A 16,280-nucleotide genomic window follows, 5' to 3' on the forward strand; every position below is an offset into this window, starting at 1 on the left:
TCGGCATCGGACTGCAGAGCCCCAGGGGATTGGGTGCCACGATTCGTGGTACCCCTGAACCATGAGCGAATCCACCAGCCCGGGCGTGTCGACCACGAGCCTGCCCGCATTCGGGTTCGAGTCGACCCTGGCCGACCAGGTTCCCGGTGTCACCGTGCCGTGGCAGGGCACCCACGCACCGGATCCTCGCGTGTTGATCCTCAACGACGGACTGGCCCGGTCACTCGCGCTCGATCCGGAATCCTTGGCCACCGCCGAGGGGGCAGGCGTGCTGTCCGGGTCCATTCCACCGGCCGACACCGCCACCGTGGCGATGGCCTATGCGGGTCATCAGTTCGGCGGCTTCCAGCCGCTGCTGGGCGACGGCCGAGCGCTGCTGCTCGGCGAACTTCGCGATGATCGGGGCCGCCTGGTCGATCTGCATCTCAAAGGGTCCGGCGCAACACCGTTTTCGCGCGGTGGTGACGGGCGTGCGGTGGTGGCTGCCATGCTGCGCGAGTACCTGATCAGCGAGGCGATGCATGCTCTGCACATCCCCACCACCCGGTCACTCGCTGTCGTGACGACCGGGGAGCAGGTGGTGCGAGAAGGAGGTCCGCAACCCGGCGCGGTGCTCGCCAGGGTCGCGTCCAGCCATCTCCGGGTGGGAACCTTCGAGTTCGCTGCTCGGCGGGAAGGACTCGCGCAGCCCCTCGCGGACTACGCGATCGCCCGGCACTACCCGGCATTCGTCGAGCTTCCGCCCGAGGACCGCTACCTCGCATTCTTCGAGGCCGTCGTCGATGCCCAGGCGTCCCTGGTCGCGCGATGGATGTCGGTCGGATTCGTTCACGGCGTCATGAACACCGACAACACGACCATCTCCGGCGAGACCATCGACTACGGGCCGTGTGCCTTTCTGGACGCCTATGACCCCGCCACGGTGTTCAGCTCCATCGACCACGGCGGACGTTACGCCTACGGCAACCAACCCGCCGTTCTCGGCTGGAACTTGGCGCGATTCGGCGAAACACTACTGCCGCTGGTCAATTCGGAGCCGAACGACGCCATCTCCGCCCTGACCGCGGTCCTGGACACGTACGGGGATCGCTACCGACAGCACTACTCCGCCGCGATGGCGGCCAAACTCGGCCTGGGAGACGACGCCGTGGACGCGGAGCTCGTCGACGACCTGCACCGGTTGCTCACGGACCACCGCGCCGACTGGACCCTCACCTTCCGCGCCCTCGCCGAGAACCTACGCGGGAACTCGGCACCGTTCGATTCACTCGTCCCACCCGATGCATCCGGCAGTTGGCTCGCGCGTTGGCGTGCTGCGGTCGCTGTTCGCGGAGAGGAGTTCTCCTCGGTCGCCGACGCCATGGACCGCGTCAACCCGGCTTACATTCCTCGGAACCATCTGGTCGACGCCGCTCTCCAGGCTGCGACGAACGGCGATCTCGGACCCTTCGAGCGCCTACTCGAGGCCGTCACGTCACCGTTCGATCGACGCGACGACCGGTCGGACTACGCCCTGCCTGCGCCCGAGAACTTCAGTGCCGGGTTTCAGACGTTCTGCGGTACCTGACCGGCTCCTCGTGTGCCGCTCTCACCGGTTGCGTTTCTGTTCGGCCCGGACGAGGCCGCCACCCACAATCAATCGCTGGATCTCGCTGGTGCCCTCGTACAGTCGGAGCAGTCGCACGTCCCGATAGATGCGTTCGACCGGCACCTCCCGCATGTAGCCGGCGCCGCCGTGGATCTGGACGGCGAGATCGGCGACCTTGCCGACCATCTCGGTGCAGAACAGCTTCACGGCAGACGGAGCGATGCGCCGATCGGTGTTCTGCACCCATGCCCGAGCCGCCTCACGAACCATCGCCCGGCCCGCCATCACACCGACCTGCTGATCAGCGATCATGGCCTGCACCAGCTGGAAGTTTCCGATCGGCTCGCCGCCTTGAGTCGACGCTGCGGCATACGACACCGATTCGTCCAATGCGCGCTGCGCCTGGCCGACGGCAAGCGCGGCGATGTGTACTCGCCCGCGTGCCAGTGACGTCATCGCCGCTTTGTACCCGATATCGCCGGTACCGCCCACCAACGCGTCGGCCTCGATCCGCACGTCGGTGAATGTCACATCGGCCGTACCGGAGCCCTGCTGCCCCATCTTCGCGTCCTTGGCACCGACCTCGATTCCGGCCGTGTCAGCGGGAACCAGAAATACCGCGATCCCGTTGCCGCTCTGCGGTTTCGGATCGAGTTTCGCGAAGACGACGAACATGTTCGCGATCGGCGCATTGGTGATGTATCGCTTGCTGCCGTTGATGATCCACCCGGTGCCCTCGACCTTCGCAGTGGTCTTCAAGCCCGCCGGATTGGATCCGGCCCCGTCCTCGGTCAGCGCGAAGGAGGCAACGATGTCGCCGGCTGCCATGCCCGGCAACCATGTCGCCTTCTGTTCCTCGGTGCCGAATCCGACGAGCACCTGCCCGGCGATCCCGTTGTTGGTGCCGAACATCGATCGCAACGCCAGCGAGGTGTAGCCGAGCTCCATCGCGAACTCGACGTCCTGCATCAGATTCAGGCCCAGACCACCCCACTCCTGCGGAAGCGCGTAGCCGAACAGCCCCATCTCCGCAGCCTGGGTCCGCAGATCTTCGGGGATCGAATCGCTGTTCATGATCTCGAGTTCACGCGGAACCACCCGTGACCGAACGAAATGCGAGATCTGCTTCAGCACGTCCGCGAAGACGTCGTCGGGTACATCGGGGTTCAGCGAGTCCATGGGACAACTATCCGGCATCGAGACCGTCGCCGCGCACATCTTCGTGAGCCAAGTGCCTGTGGGTGGCAGACAACCTCACCTCACCCGCCGACGATTGCCCTGATCGCCACGTAGAACAGGGACGGCCCGAGCAGGCATCCGATCCCGGTGTAGAAGGTCGCCGTCATCGCGCCGTACGGAACCAGGCGCTTGTCGGTGGCCGCCAGGCCGCCGGCCACCCCGGACGTCGTGCCCATCAACCCGCCGAAGGCCATTGCCGACTTCGGGTTGTTCAGCCCGATCACCTTGGCGATCATCGGAGTTCCCACCATGACCACGACCGACTTCACCAGACCGGCGGCCACCGACAGCGCAATCACCTCGGAGCTGGCTCCCACGGCTGTTCCGGTCACCGGACCGACGATGTAGGTCGCGGCTCCGGCACCGATGGTCGCCAGCGACTCGGCGTCTCTGTAGCCGAATGCCCAGGCGACGGCAGCACCGACGATGAAGGACACCACGACGCCCAGCAGGATTGCCAATACGCCGGTAATTCCGGATCGCTTGATCTCCTTGAGATCGACGCCGAATGCGGTGGACACGATCGCGAAGTCACGCAGCATGGAACCGCCCATCAGCGCCAGTCCCGACAGGACTGCGAAGTCCGCCAATCCGTGCGTACCTCCGGTGGCCACACCGCCCCAGTAGGCCAGTCCCAGACCGAAGATGATGGCAATGGCCGAGCCGTGAAGCCTGCCCCGGGTCAGATTCTTGGACAGCCATCCTGACAGCAGCATCAACGCCCCGACCACCACGAAGGCCACCAGCAGGTCGTTCTTCTGCAGAGCTGAACTGATCGTTTCCATATCAGGCCTCCTGCAATTCTTCTTCGGTCATCGGGGGCAGTGGCTCGGAGCGCTCACCGATCCGCGACAGCACCGGAACCAGTGCGGCCCCGGCGACCAGGGCTCCCAGACCTGCCAGAATGGCCATCGGGCCACCGGTGATCGCCGTGGCGACGTTCTGGATGGACGCCATCGCGATCACGATCGGGATGTACATCGCGCTCCAGAAGAGCACACCCTGTTCGGTCGCCTTGGGAAACTTGCCTTTTTTTCGCAGCCAGGCGGTGGCGAAGATCAGCATGATCATCGCAAAGCCGACTCCACCGACGTTGGCGTCGATGCCGAGGGCCAGACCCAACAGTTCACCGACGATCGTGCCGGACAGCATGCAGAGCGCCAGCGCTGCCACTCCATACAGAACCATCATGTACTCCTAAGGTCGAGAGGGGATTTCATGCGTCCACGCCGTCGAACAGATCGGCGTACTGCTTGCGAAGTTCGGCCTTTTGCACCTTCCCCATGACGTTGCGGGGCAGCGCCGACACGACGCGTACCGCGCGTGGCTGCTTGAATCGCGCGAGATCGCCGGAGATGAAGTCCAACAATTCGCTGCCTGCAGGCTGCGCACCCGGCCTCGGGACTACAACGGCCACAACGGTTTCACCGAACTCCGGGTGCGGTACGCCGATCACGGCGGACTCCAGTACTGCGGGGTGACCGTCGAGCAGTTCCTCGATCTCCTTGGGATAGATGTTGTATCCGCCCGAGATCACCAGATCCTTGTCTCGTCCGACGATGCACAGGTATCCGTCCTCGTCGATCGTGCCCAGGTCGCCGGTGATGAAGAAGCCGTCCGCGCGGAATTCCGACGCCGTCTTCTCCGGCATCTGCCAGTAGCCCGAGAACACGTTGGGTCCGCGCACCTCCACGATGCCGACTTCACCGTCGGGCAGCGGAACGCCTGTCTCGCGATGCACCACCCGAATTTCGCTGCCGGACAGTGCTTTCCCAACGGTGCCAGGCTTGCGCGGACCACCATCGTATGGATTGGTGCTGTTCATTCCTGTCTCGGTCATGCCGTAACGCTCGAGGATGGCGTGGCCGGTGCGAGCGAGGAAGGCCTCGTGGTCACTGGCCAGCAACGGTGCCGATCCCGACACGAACAGACGCATCGACGAGCAGAGTTCGGGGGTGACCCGCTCGCTCTTCGCCAGACGCGTGTAGAACGTGGGAACGCCCATCAGCACGGTCGATTTCGGCAGGAGATCGATGATCGCTTCGGCGTCGAACTTGGGTAGGAAGTGCATGGAGGCACCGGCGGCGATCGTCATGTTCGCCGCGACGAACAGTCCGTGGATATGGAATATCGGCAGCGCGTGAATCAGTGTGTCGTCCGCCGTGAACTGCCAGGCATCGAGCAACGCCTCGCAGTTCGATGCGAGGTTGCCGTGGGTGAGGACGGCGCCTTTGGAGCGTCCGGTGGTACCGGAGGTGTACAGGATGGCAGCAGGTTCGGCGGTCGCGGCGTCGTAGACGTCTTCGTCTCGCTCGTCTCCGCTCAACAGTGTCCCGTCGGCGAACTCCCCGAGGGTTTCCAGAACGAGGTCACTCTCGTATTCGGTGTATTCGGAATGCCTTTCGGGGTCGCACACGAGCACGCGGGGCTTCGCGTCACCGATGAAATACCGCATCTCGGCACCGGTGTAGGCGGTGTTGAGCGGCAGAAAGACGCCGCCGACCTGCAGGGTCGCCAAGTAGAGCGCGATTGCCTCGGGCGACTTCGGCACCTGCATGGCGACTCGCTCCCCCGGCGTGACACCGTCGGCACGGAGACGAGCAGCGATGCGGTACACGATGTCTGCGGTATCGCCGTAGGAGATCGTGCGCCCGTCGGGAAGCTCGAAGAGCGGTGCGTCCGGTCGGCTGAGCGTCTGGTCTGCGAACAGTCGATAGATGGTGGTGTCGTGCGCCATCGGTGTTCCTTTCTTGTCGGATGATGTGGTGTCGAATGATGTTGTGTCGGTTGATTCGTGGCGTGCGGCGGCGAGCTCGGACAGCGGCCCGTCGACTGCGACGCTGCGCCGCCGCACGAAGTCCTCGTGCCTGCGCTCGAGCTGGTCCGGTTCGTACCGGTAATTGACCATGGCTCCGTAGGACTGCAGCCAAGCCTGGGAGGAAGGGTTCGCCGGCCAGTTCAGTCGCCAGGCCGACGCCCCGTTCCCCAGATGGAATCGAGCAACGGCATCGACCGGGCACCCATCGGCACGTCGCTCGACGGTCAAGTAGGCCAGCAGAACCGGGAGCAACGCGCTCCGTAGCTCTTCGGTGCGGTGGGCGTCGAGCTGGGCCGAATCCTCCACGGCGTCGAGCTGCTCGACGAGCGAGCGCAGCTCCGCGTCGGCGGGTGCCTTGGCATCGAGCCAGCGTCTGAAGCCGGGAATCGGTGAGAGAGTGACGAACTCACGCAGATGCGGCAACTGCTGACTCACCTGCTCGATGACCTGCTTGATCAGCAGACTCCCGAACGACACGCCTGCCAGCCCGTCGAGCGCATTGTTGATCGAGTACAAGACGGCTGTGTCCGCCACCGACGGATCGAGCTCCTCGCCCGGTTCCAGTAGCGGACCGATCCGGCTTGGTACGCCGCGGACGAGGGCTACCTCGACGAAGATCAGGGGGACATCTCCCGTCGCAGGATGGAAGAACGCGTAGACACGACGGTCCGCGGGCTGCAGCCGACGACGAAGCTCGCTTTCGGTCGCCATGGGGTGGACCGTCTCGTAGTGCAGCAGATACCTGTGCAACGCGGGTGGTGAGTCCCAGGTGACCTCCGTCATCTGCAGAAACCCACGATTGAACCAGGACGTCAGCAAATGGTGGAAGTCGTGATCGAGGGGCCGTAGGCCGGGGCGGCCGCGCATCAGTCGGCGCAAGTCCGCGCGCATCTCGACCAAGGCGAGGGTGGCCCCGGGCGCATGGTTGATACGGCGAAGCAACTGCTGACGGGCGGGTTCGACAGCGCTGAGCAGTTCGATCATTTCCTCGTCGGCGTCGGATGCGGTGCCGCGCGCACCGTCCCACAGATGGAACGCCGACCGAACTCGGTCGGCATCGACGCCGTACACCGAGGTGACGTGCTCGAAGAACGTCGCTTTCTCGGCATCGCCGAGGTCCGCATATGCGCTCAGCACCTCGGTCGCCACTGCCCGTATGGATGCGTCACCCACGTCACTCATCAGAACTTCGCACGCCTCGATCAGTCTGTTCAACGATCGGCCGTCTTCGCATCCCATCTCGGATCCTTTCGTGGGTTGTGGCGGCGGCACCTCGACGTATGAGGCCGACCATATACATGGTCCGTCGTGATATATATAACAATGACCCTATCGGATAAATGTGAGCTGCACCACCCCGTGCGTCGGATAATCTTGGCCGAGGAGGCACACATGATTCGAGTTCCCGAGTCCCAGCGAGTGCGGGACGCGCTGGAGAACGCCGTTCTGGACGGCCACTACCGGCCTGGCGAACGCCTGGATCCAGCTCGCCTGGAGGAAGAATTCGGCTGCTCTCGCACCCCGATTCGCGAGGCATTGCAGGCGCTCGAGCGTTCCGGATTGGTGCAGATCCGACCGAAACAGGGCACGTACGTCACCGAGTTGGGTATTTCGGAAGTGGCCGAACGTTTCGAGGTCATGGCCGAGCTGGAAGGGATGGCGGCGCGGCTGGCGGCCGGTCGCATCGAAAGAGAGTCCCTGGCCGACCTCGAGCTCGCACTCGCGGAATGCGAGGAACACGCGATCAGTGGCGATGCCGACGCCTACTACTACGCCAATGCGCGCTTCCACGGCATCATCAACGACTCGTGTGGAAACGACTACCTCAGGCAACAGGCATACGCACTGAAGCGAGTTCTCCAGCCGTACCGGCGATTACAGCTGCGCGTGCCGGACAGAATGCGGCGCTCGATGGCCGAGCATCGAATCATCGCCGATGCCATCGCCCGCGGTGACGCCGCTGCCGCCGAGGCGGCAGCTCGTGACCACGTACTGGTGCAGGTGAAGGAGTTCAGCAACCTGGTGCGGACGTGGCGTCAGTTGTCCGCGAGCTGACAGCGCGCGGTATCACCTACGCCGGAACGGCCGTGGGCTGATCCCTACGACTGCAACTGCTCCAGCGCCTGCCGAAGATCGAGGACATCTGCATACTTGGCCTGCAGGTCGAGCAAGTTCGACTCGTGCATGCCCGGCTCGCGGTCGCCGCACGCATCGGCGACCACGAGTGGCCGGAAGCCGTGCTGCAGTGCGTCGGTGGCACTCGCACGGATGCAGCCGCTGGTGGTCAGCCCACAGATGTACAGCGTGTCGATACCGCTCGCTGTGAGTGTGGCAGCAAGTGAGGTGCCGAAGAATGCACTCGCGTACTGCTTGGTCACCACGGTTTCGCCCGCGAGCGGACGGGGTTCCGCCGGAAAATCGCCGAGCTCCGAGCCTTCCTCGAAGATCTTCAACGCCGGGATCTTGGACATGAACAGGCCGCCGTCACGTCCACCGGGCTGATAGCTGACCCTGGTGAACACGACCGGAACACCGGCGGACCTGGCAGTCGAAACCAGTTGTGCCGCAGCTGCTACCGCCGCATCCACCGGAGCACGCAGGGGCGAGCCGTCCACCAGATAGGCCGCGACGATGTCGACCACCAGAACCGCGGGGCTACGGCCCGGGCCCAGCTCACCCGCAAATCCCGATTCCCGGTACGACCCGAGGGTGTCGCTCACGCTCGCACGGCCTTTCTGACGTTCACGGGCGGACGCGGCGCGGGAAGACCGGTTTCGGCCTCGCACCGCTCGAGAATCACGTCGATCGACGGTCCCTTGTCGAACACCTCGATCTCCCCGCGCGCGGCCGACATCTCGCTGCGAACAGTCTCGGAGGCGGACGAATCGACGACACCGCCGTCATCGCAGACGATTCCGTACCCGATACGAGCACCCTCGGAACTGACCAGACCCCGCCGAACTTCGAGACCGACCAGTTCGGGATCTCGGGTCAGCGGGTCACCCCAACCGCCGCCGCCCCACGTGACGAAGTGCAATACATCGCCTCGTCCCACCGGCACCTCGTGGATCTTGCTGGCCAACACCTCGACCTCACCCGATGCCCGAACGATCCACTTCTTGCCTCGCGCACCGGGCTTGCCGCCGTTGACACCCCACGGGTAGGTCAGCCAGCGGTCGTCGTGAATGGCAATGGTGCCCGGTTCCTCGAAGTAGTAGGCCACGTCGACGCCGTTGCCGCCGCGGTGCAGTCCGGCACCACCGGTATCGGTGACGGTCTCCCACCGCTCGATGCGCAGCGGGTAGTAGGACTCGAGGTACTCGCAGGGGATGTTGACGAACGACGGCCACAGCGAGTGCCCGTCGGGTCCGTCTCCCATCGGACGACCGGGGATGCCGCCGAATCCGATGGAGTACAGCTGGAACCATTCCCCGTCTCGCGCACCCCCGTCGTAGTGACCGGAGTACATGAAGTGCGGCGAGGACGAGAAGCCGGCGGCGTTGAGAATCTCGGGATTGTTCTTGCCCAGCAGCCCACCGAAAAGGTCGAAGACGCGGCCGATTCCGTGATTGCGGCCGTTGAGTGCGGCCGGATAACGCGGCTTCCAGAACGAGTCCTCGGGAATGGTCACGTCGATCAACGGATAGAAGCCGTCGTTCCAGAGAATTTGCGGATCGGCCACGGTGATGACGTAGATACCGAAGAACATGCGCACGAGGTTCTCGTTGATGAAGTAGTTGATCGGCCCGACGGCCTGGGGCGCTGCCTTGCTGAAGTCGAGGTGGATCTTCTCGCCGTGTCGAGTCAGCTCGATCGTCAGTTCGTAAGGGCCGTAGCCACATCCGTCATCGCAGATGAAGTCGCTGAACTCGATCGTCTCGCCGTCGACGAACAGCATCGCGAGCAGCACCTTCATGGCCTGATAGTTCCGGTCGAGCAACGCGTCGAGCGCCGACAGGTACACGTCCACACCGAACCGGTCGCAGAGCTCCACGATGCGCCGCGATGCGGTGGTGCACGCCGCGACGAGTCCGTTGAGGTCTGCCCGGTTCCAGTCCGGTTTGCGCACCTGGTTGAGAATGATGTCCAGGGCGGTCTCGTTCAATTCGCCTGCGCTGTAGAGCTTGAAGGGCGGAATGATGACGCCCTCCTCGAAGATGGTGTGCGCATCGGTCGGCATGGACGACGGCGTCTTACCCCCGACGTCGGCCATGTGCCCGAACATCGACGACCAGCCGACGACGCGTCCACTGTGGAAGATCGGGAGGACGATGAGCCAGTCGTTGGCGTGGCTGATCGCGGCACCACAGGCGTACGGATCGGAGGTGAGCAGGATGTCGCCCTCGCCGACGGTGCCCGAGAAGTTGTCGAGGAAATCGGGGACGGACAGACCGAACTGCCCGACCACCATCTTGCCGCTCGGATCCGCGATGAGCGGGAATTCGTCGTGCTGTTCACGAATACCCGGTGACAACGCCGTTCTGAACAGCACCTCATCCATCTCCGCCCGTGCGTTTCGCAGGGCGTTCTCGATGATGTCGAGCGTGATCGGGTCGACCGGAACGGTGGTGAACGGAGTCTTCGAGGTCTCGATGATGGTGGCCATCAGTTCTCCTGGAGTCGCGTGGTGCGGTGGGTATCGTCGGTGTCGACGGGCGCGATGAGAAGGCAAGCACTCCGGTGGACCGTCGCTGCGTGACCGGACAGCACCAGCGTGGTGGAGTCCATCTCGGTGATCACCGCGGGGCCCGTGACGACGTTGCCGGCCAACAGTTTCGAGCGGTCGTAGATGCCGGCCTTCGTGTGCTGCCCGTCCATCCACACGCTGTTCGTGGTGATCAGCGCGGCGGACGGATCGTCGGTGCCCTCCGCCAACGGCTGGAACGCCACCTCGGGACGTGGACCACTGACCGTGACTCGAAGATTGATGACCTCTCGTTCGTTCTTCAGCAGGAACGAGAACAGTCGCTGGTGTTCGGCATCGAAAGCAGAGCCGAGGGTGGACAACAGCTCACCCGAATCGAGGGCGGCCGCGCCGATATCGACGGGAATCTCGAAGCCCTGGCCCTGATAGCGCAGGTCCACTTGATATTTGGCGGTCTGCTGGGCTGCCTGCACCCCCTCGGCAGAGAGCCTTTCCGACGCCGACTCGGCCAATTCGGCAAGGGCTGTGCGCAACTCGCCGTCGTCGATGTCGGAGAAGGCGCGCACCATGGTGCGCGCGGCCTCGTCCCGAAGGCACGTCGTGGCGTCGCCGTACGCGCAGAGAACCCCGGGCGACGGTGGCACGATCACCGGCCACGAACCGGTGAGTCGACCCAGAGCGTTGGCATGCAGGGGCCCGGCACCGCCGAACGAGACGAGCGCGAAATCGCGAGGGTCGTAGCCCTGTTGCACGCTGACCAACCGCAGGGCGCCGAACATGTTCTCGTTGACGATGTCGACGATCCCGGACGCGGCTTCCTCGGGACTTCCCAGGCCGATCGCGTCGGCGATCGTCGCCACGGCGGTACGGCTCGCCTCGGCGTCGAGATCGACCTCCCCACCCGCCAACGAGGCAGGGAGATAACCGAGTACGACGTTCGCGTCGGTCACCGTCGGGTCGGTTCCGCCCTTCCCGTACGCGGCCGGTCCGGGGTCGGCACCGGCCGATTGCGGCCCGACCCGCAGTGCGCGCGTCAACTCGGGCACGTGCGCGATGGAGCCGCCACCGGCTCCGACCGTGCGCACGTCCACGCTCGTGGCGCGGACGGCAAGGTCGCCGACCTTGGTCTCACGGCCGATACGTGGTTGACCACCGAGTACGAGGGCGACGTCGGTCGACGTCCCGCCCATGTCGAAGGTGAGGAAGTCGGAGAATCCGGCTTGTTCGGCAAACCAGACGGCACCGGTGACACCACCGGCCGGGCCGGACAACAGCAACGACACCGGTGCCTCCGATGCCTTTGCCGACTGCACCAGTCCCCCGTCACTCCGGAGGATGGACAGTGGAGCCCTGATCCCCCTGTCCTGCAACGAATTGTCCAGGTTACGGACGTAGCGCGATACCTCCGGTTGCACGTAGCTGTTGGCGACCGTGGTCAGAGTTCGCTCGTATTCGCGCATCTCGGGCAGTACCTGGCTGGAGATGGAGATAGGAATGCCAGGAAGCTCGTCGGCAGCCCACTCGGCGATCTGCTTCTCGTGGCTGTCGTTCGCATACGAATTGATGAGCGAAATAGTGAGAGCCTCGATGCCGGCACCGGCCAATCGACGCAATTGGGTGCGCGCCTGGTTCTCGTCGAGCGCCGTCACCTCGCTACCGTCCGCCGCCAGGCGACCCACGACCTCGACGGTGTTCTCCAGCGCTGCAAGCGGTTCGGGCTTGGGCCAGATGATCCACCCCGCCAGACCGCCCGGAACGTACGATCTGGCGATCTGTAGGACCTGCCGGAACCCGTCCGTGGTCACGAGTCCGACGCGCGCACCGCGGCCCTGAAGGATGGCGTTGGTCGCGACCGTGGTGCCGTGCAGGACCTGATCGATCTCCGACGGTTCGATCCCGGCCTCCGAACATACTTTGTCGATGCCGTTCAGCACCCCGACGGACTGATCGGCGGGTGTCGACGGAGTCTTGGCTCTGAAGGTGGTACCGGTCGTTTCTTCGAGAAGCAGGACATCGGTGAATGTTCCGCCGACGTCGACGCCGAGTCGATAGCGCATGATGATCTCCCGTGGTGTGCGGTGCGATGAGTGAGGGCGATGCGGCCGAGCTCAGATGATGCCGCGGTCGACGAGCGCAGCCCGTTCGGCCTCGGTGAGACCGAGAAGCGACCCGTAGATGTCCGAGTTGTGTTCGCCGAGTTCGGGTCCTGCATGCCGGACGGCACCGGGACTGTCGCTGAGCTTGGGCACGACCCCCGCCATCGGGATCTCGCCGAAATCGGGGTGGGCCAGCCGCACGATGGCCTCACGGGCCGCGAAATGCGGATCGTCGAACATGTCGCGAGCGGTGTAGATGCGGCCGGCGGGGACGCCGGCAGCGTGAAGAATGTCGAGGACCTCGTCGGTTCCGAGCTCTGCGGTCCACGATCCGATGATGGCGTCGAGTTCTTCCATGTTGACCCCACGTGACGCGTGGTCGACATAACGAGGATCGGATACGAGATCGGCCCGGCCCATAGCGGTGACCAGGCGGGCATATACCGAATCCTGGTTCGCAGCAACCAGAATCATCTCCCCGCCCTTCGTGGGATAGACGTTGCTCGGCGCAATGTTCGGCAGCACCGACCCGGTGCGCTCGCGCTGGTAACCACCGATCTCGTATTCGGGGAGCAGTGATTCCATCATCGCGAGCACGGCCTCGTAGATCGCCGAATCCACCAGCTGCCCACGCCCCGTGCGCTCCCGATGGTGAACGGCAGTGAGGACGCCGATCGTCGCGAACACCGCAGCCAGGGAGTCACCGAGCGAGATGCCGGCCCGAGACGGTGGCAGATCGGGATTGCCGGTCACGTAACGGATTCCGCCCATCGCCTCACCGATCGAACCGAACCCGGCTCGGGGAGAGTAGGGCCCGTCCTGGCCGTATCCGGTGACCCTGGCCATGATCAGGCGTGGGTCGAGCGTGCGCAGATCCTCGTACCCGAGCCCCCATCGCTCGAGGGTGCCGGGGCGGAAATTCTCGACGACGATATCGGACTTACCGATGATGTTGCGCGCCAGCGCTTGTCCTTCTTCGGTGCGAAGATTGCACGTCACCGACTTCTTGTTTCGCGCCACCACCGGCCACCACAGCGACTTGCCGTGGGGTTTTTCCCGACCCCATTGCCGCATCGGGTCACCCTTGCCCGGCGGCTCCAGCTTGATCACCTCGGCTCCGAAATCGGCGAGAAGCTGTCCGCAGAACGGCCCGGCCAACAATTGACCCATCTCGACTACTCGCAGGTCTGACAACGGCCCCGGGGTGGCTTCGCTCATTCGGACTCCTTGACTTCGTCGGGTGTGAGGGATTGGAGCAGAACGTGTTTCGCGGCACGGACGTGAGCACGCATCACCGAATCGGCCCAGATTTCGTCACCGCTGGTCAGTGCTGCCACCAGATCGCGATGGTGCGCGTGACTACGAGCGACGTCGGCCGGTGCATAGCGGTGGAAGGTACGCATCACGAGGGGGAACTGGATGACTGCGCCGAGCATCGTCAGCAAGCGAGTACTGGCGGCGGCAGTACGCACGATGGCGTGGAACTCGTCGTTGAGCTGCGCCATCAGGTCGAGTTGCTGCCCGTTGGCCGCGGCCGATTCCATCAGGTCGCACAATTCGCTCAACCTGTCGATGTCCTTGTCGCCGATGCGGCGCGCCGCCCGAGCCGCGGCCATCGCTTCCAGCGTCATGCGCAGGTCGTAGATCTCCTCGAGATCGTCTGCCGTCCAGGTGTAGACACGTGCGCCCCGATGGGGAACGACCTCCACAAGCCCTTCCATCTCGAGTTGCCTCAGAGCCTCCCGGACCGGTGTCCGACTGGTCTCGGTCAGTTCGGCGATATCGACCTCACCCAGCCTTGCGCCGGGCCCGTAGGTTCCCGCGATGATGCCGTCGCGGATGTGGGAATACACGCGATCCACGGCCCTGACCATGCAGGCCTCCATTCGATGATGGGTGATTGTTCACAACTTAGGGCTGTGGCGCTGAGTTGTCAGCGGTTCCAAAAAATTGAGCCCGGCAAAATCAAGCTATTGCATGCAATACCGTTCGGGTGGAAGATCGGTCCATGACTTCCGTGCACCTTGTCGAAGTGGGCCCGCGTGATGGATTGCAGAACGAGAAGACTGCGCTGTCGGTGGATCAGAAGATCGAGTTGATCGCCCGCAGCGTTGCAGCGGGAGCCAAGCGAATCGAAGCGGTCAGCTTCGTCAACCCGAAACGGGTGCCACAGATGGCAGGGGCCGAGGACGTCATGGCCGGGATCGAGCGACGCGACGACGTGTCCTACATCGGCCTCGTGCTCAATCGCCGCGGTCTCGACAGAGCGATAGAAGCACGCGTCGACGAGGTCAACGTCGTGGTCGTCGCATCCGAGGAGTTCAGCCGGCGAAATCAGAATTGCTCTGTCGCAGAGGCAGTGTCGACTGCACGCGATGTCATTCGAGACGCAGGGTCCGCCGGCTTGGCCACCACCGTCACCATCGCGGCAGCGTTCGGTTGCCCGTTCAGTGGAGAAGTGGATCCTCGGTTCGTGGGCGAGATCCTTGCGCAGTTGGCCGACGACCGACCGTCGGAGATCGCTCTGGCGGACACTATCGGCGTCGGTGTGCCGGCACAGGTCCGCGTGTTGGCCGACACCGCACGTACACGAGCACCGGGAATCCCGCAGCGCTGGCATTTCCACAACACTCGAAACACGGGGTACGCCAACGCATTGACGGCACTCGATACGGGTGCGCAGGCGTTGGACGCCAGCATCGGCGGCTTCGGGGGATGCCCGTTCGCCCCCGCAGCGACGGGCAACATAGCGTCCGAGGACCTGATCTACGCACTCGATCGATCCGGAGTCGACACCGGTGTGCGCCAACAGGTTCTGGTCGATGCCGCCTCCTGGCTCGGGAATGCACTGGGCAAAGAGGTGCCCGCACTACTCGGACGGGCCGGGGCTTTTCCGAGCGGGTGACGCACGCCGGCACCGTTCACCGGATCCGCGGCGGGCCACAACTCGGCAGCGTCGATCCTTCGAGGGACAGATCAGCGACGGGTCGCGACGAACACGTCGACCGGATGCGGCACCCGAGGCCTGCCGTCGGTGCCCGGCACCGAGACCGCATCCAGGTAGGCCCGCACCGGCCCGCGCAGATCTGGGGTCAGCCTGGCCTGCACCGCAAAGTCCAACACCTCGTCACTCGCGGAGGCGAGGTCGATCTGCGCGTCGAGTGCAATCACGTCGTCGAGGAAAATCCCGGCGTCGACGAAGGCCTTCTCGACATCGGCGCTGAACCACTGCCGGTGGCCCTCCAGCGGCGGGGCGAGGGCGACCACCAACGCGTTGAGTGCGGCCGTCGGCGCTATGGCCACCCACAGCTGGCCGCCTGGCCGCAACAGGCCGAGCGCGACACGCAGCGTCGCGCCCAGGTCCGGGACGTAATACATCGAGTGCACGAACATCACGACATCGAAGGTTTCCTCCACCGAGGAGTCGTCGAACGGGGCGACATACGCGTCGGAGCTGAGCTCGTCCGCTCCCAGCGCGGACATGGTGGCGGCGAAGCGCTCCGCACTTCCCACCCAGGGGTCGACGCCGACGTACCGAACCGGTCGGCCGGGTACCCCCTGCACCAGCCCCGCCGCCAGCCGCGCGTCCAGCGAACCGTCACCGCAGCCCACCGACAGCACCGAGATCGGGCCATCCCCCATTCCGGTCAGCCGGCCCGCGAGGTGTTCGGCGATCAGGCGGCGCTGGTCGGAGAGGCACTCGAAGGCGGCGTGCCCTCGGGCGTAGGCATCGGGCTCGAGGCCGGCGAGGGCCGCAGCGCCACGCCGCACCGCGCGTACGCCGTCGAGGAGCACTGCCGCAGTGTCGGTCGACGAAGTCGGAGCTATGTTGGACACCACACCGAGTGAACCACGGCGCGCCCACGAGTGCGTTGCGGTTGGCTTCCCGAGAGG

Annotated in this window: 13 protein-coding genes; 3 read left to right on the forward strand and 10 right to left on the reverse strand. The window is 64.7% G+C overall.

Annotation, left to right across the window (positions count from 1 at the left end):
• Positions 1 to 61 precede the first annotated feature (61 nt).
• The gene (locus tag AABD04_RS19635; RefSeq protein WP_341442205.1) at positions 62 to 1,567 is read left to right on the forward strand and encodes a protein adenylyltransferase SelO; all 1,506 of its coding nucleotides are present in this window, start codon (positions 62 to 64) and stop codon (positions 1,565 to 1,567) included.
• Between the two features lie 21 nt (positions 1,568 to 1,588).
• On the opposite strand, the gene AABD04_RS19640 is transcribed toward AABD04_RS19635, so the two are convergent.
• The 4 genes from AABD04_RS19640 to AABD04_RS19655 form a co-directional block, all read right to left on the reverse strand.
• Positions 1,589 to 2,767 carry an acyl-CoA dehydrogenase family protein gene (locus tag AABD04_RS19640; RefSeq protein WP_341442206.1) on the reverse strand — a complete coding sequence of 393 codons (1,179 nt, stop codon included), beginning with the start codon at positions 2,765 to 2,767 and terminating at the stop codon, positions 1,589 to 1,591.
• Positions 2,768 to 2,847: 80 nt separating this feature from the next.
• Entirely contained in the window at positions 2,848 to 3,612 is a 765-nt protein-coding gene (gene madM / locus AABD04_RS19645) for a malonate transporter subunit MadM (RefSeq protein ID WP_341442207.1), read from the reverse strand.
• 1 nt (position 3,613) lies between these two features.
• Positions 3,614 to 4,018, reverse strand: coding sequence for a malonate transporter subunit MadL (gene madL, locus AABD04_RS19650; RefSeq protein WP_335742700.1), 405 nt, complete (start codon positions 4,016 to 4,018; stop codon positions 3,614 to 3,616).
• A gap of 25 nt (positions 4,019 to 4,043) precedes the next feature.
• Complete coding sequence (locus AABD04_RS19655; RefSeq protein WP_341442208.1) at positions 4,044 to 6,827, reverse strand: AMP-binding protein; 2,784 nt, start codon at positions 6,825 to 6,827, stop codon at positions 4,044 to 4,046.
• 210 nt (positions 6,828 to 7,037) lie between these two features.
• Between AABD04_RS19655 and AABD04_RS19660 the strand changes: the two genes are divergently transcribed.
• On the forward strand, positions 7,038 to 7,700 hold the full coding sequence (locus AABD04_RS19660; protein WP_335742698.1) for a GntR family transcriptional regulator: 663 nt from the start codon (positions 7,038 to 7,040) through the stop codon (positions 7,698 to 7,700).
• A 44-nt stretch (positions 7,701 to 7,744) separates the two neighbouring features.
• Here the strand turns inward: AABD04_RS19660 and AABD04_RS19665 are convergent, their stop codons facing one another.
• From AABD04_RS19665 to AABD04_RS19685, 5 genes are read right to left on the reverse strand one after another with little or no spacing between them, the layout of a single operon-like run.
• Positions 7,745 to 8,365, reverse strand: a complete 621-nt coding sequence (locus AABD04_RS19665; RefSeq protein ID WP_335742697.1) for an isochorismatase family protein — start codon at positions 8,363 to 8,365, stop codon at positions 7,745 to 7,747.
• On the reverse strand, positions 8,362 to 10,251 hold the full coding sequence (locus AABD04_RS19670; RefSeq protein ID WP_341442209.1) for a hydantoinase B/oxoprolinase family protein: 1,890 nt from the start codon (positions 10,249 to 10,251) through the stop codon (positions 8,362 to 8,364). The genes AABD04_RS19665 and AABD04_RS19670 overlap by 4 nt, the downstream gene beginning before the upstream one ends.
• Complete coding sequence (locus AABD04_RS19675) at positions 10,251 to 12,347, reverse strand: hydantoinase/oxoprolinase family protein (RefSeq protein WP_341442210.1); 2,097 nt, start codon at positions 12,345 to 12,347, stop codon at positions 10,251 to 10,253. Before AABD04_RS19675 ends, AABD04_RS19670 begins: the two co-directional genes overlap by 1 nt.
• A gap of 51 nt (positions 12,348 to 12,398) precedes the next feature.
• A complete protein-coding gene (locus tag AABD04_RS19680; protein ID WP_341442211.1) occupies positions 12,399 to 13,604 on the reverse strand; it encodes a CaiB/BaiF CoA transferase family protein in 1,206 nt (401 codons plus the stop codon).
• On the reverse strand, positions 13,601 to 14,260 hold the full coding sequence (locus AABD04_RS19685) for a GntR family transcriptional regulator (protein ID WP_341442212.1): 660 nt from the start codon (positions 14,258 to 14,260) through the stop codon (positions 13,601 to 13,603). The genes AABD04_RS19680 and AABD04_RS19685 overlap by 4 nt, the downstream gene beginning before the upstream one ends.
• A 134-nt stretch (positions 14,261 to 14,394) precedes the next feature.
• Between AABD04_RS19685 and AABD04_RS19690 the strand changes: the two genes are divergently transcribed.
• A complete protein-coding gene (locus AABD04_RS19690) occupies positions 14,395 to 15,291 on the forward strand; it encodes a hydroxymethylglutaryl-CoA lyase (protein WP_341442213.1) in 897 nt (298 codons plus the stop codon).
• 71 nt (positions 15,292 to 15,362) lie between these two features.
• On the opposite strand, the gene AABD04_RS19695 is transcribed toward AABD04_RS19690, so the two are convergent.
• On the reverse strand, positions 15,363 to 16,223 hold the full coding sequence (locus tag AABD04_RS19695) for a class I SAM-dependent methyltransferase (protein WP_341442214.1): 861 nt from the start codon (positions 16,221 to 16,223) through the stop codon (positions 15,363 to 15,365).
• Positions 16,224 to 16,280 lie beyond the last annotated feature (57 nt).

This window comes from Rhodococcoides navarretei, assembly GCF_038069675.1.
GTDB classification, from domain to species: Bacteria; Actinomycetota; Actinomycetes; order Mycobacteriales; family Mycobacteriaceae; genus Rhodococcoides; species Rhodococcoides navarretei.

Bases quoted from the DNA above. Each gene is read 5' to 3' on its own strand.
- AABD04_RS19635 (WP_341442205.1), top strand. From the start codon at position 62: ATGAGCGAATCCACCAGCCCGGGCGTGTCGACCACGAGCCTGCCCGCA.
- AABD04_RS19640 (WP_341442206.1), bottom strand. From the start codon at position 2,767: ATGGACTCGCTGAACCCCGATGTACCCGACGACGTCTTCGCGGACGTG.
- madM (WP_341442207.1), bottom strand. From the start codon at position 3,612: ATGGAAACGATCAGTTCAGCTCTGCAGAAGAACGACCTGCTGGTGGCC.
- madL (WP_335742700.1), bottom strand. From the start codon at position 4,018: ATGATGGTTCTGTATGGAGTGGCAGCGCTGGCGCTCTGCATGCTGTCC.
- AABD04_RS19655 (WP_341442208.1), bottom strand. From the start codon at position 6,827: ATGAGTGACGTGGGTGACGCATCCATACGGGCAGTGGCGACCGAGGTG.
- AABD04_RS19660 (WP_335742698.1), top strand. From the start codon at position 7,038: ATGATTCGAGTTCCCGAGTCCCAGCGAGTGCGGGACGCGCTGGAGAAC.
- AABD04_RS19670 (WP_341442209.1), bottom strand. From the start codon at position 10,251: ATGGCCACCATCATCGAGACCTCGAAGACTCCGTTCACCACCGTTCCG.
- AABD04_RS19675 (WP_341442210.1), bottom strand. From the start codon at position 12,347: ATGCGCTATCGACTCGGCGTCGACGTCGGCGGAACATTCACCGATGTC.
- AABD04_RS19680 (WP_341442211.1), bottom strand. From the start codon at position 13,604: ATGAGCGAAGCCACCCCGGGGCCGTTGTCAGACCTGCGAGTAGTCGAG.
- AABD04_RS19685 (WP_341442212.1), bottom strand. From the start codon at position 14,260: ATGGTCAGGGCCGTGGATCGCGTGTATTCCCACATCCGCGACGGCATC.
- AABD04_RS19690 (WP_341442213.1), top strand. From the start codon at position 14,395: ATGACTTCCGTGCACCTTGTCGAAGTGGGCCCGCGTGATGGATTGCAG.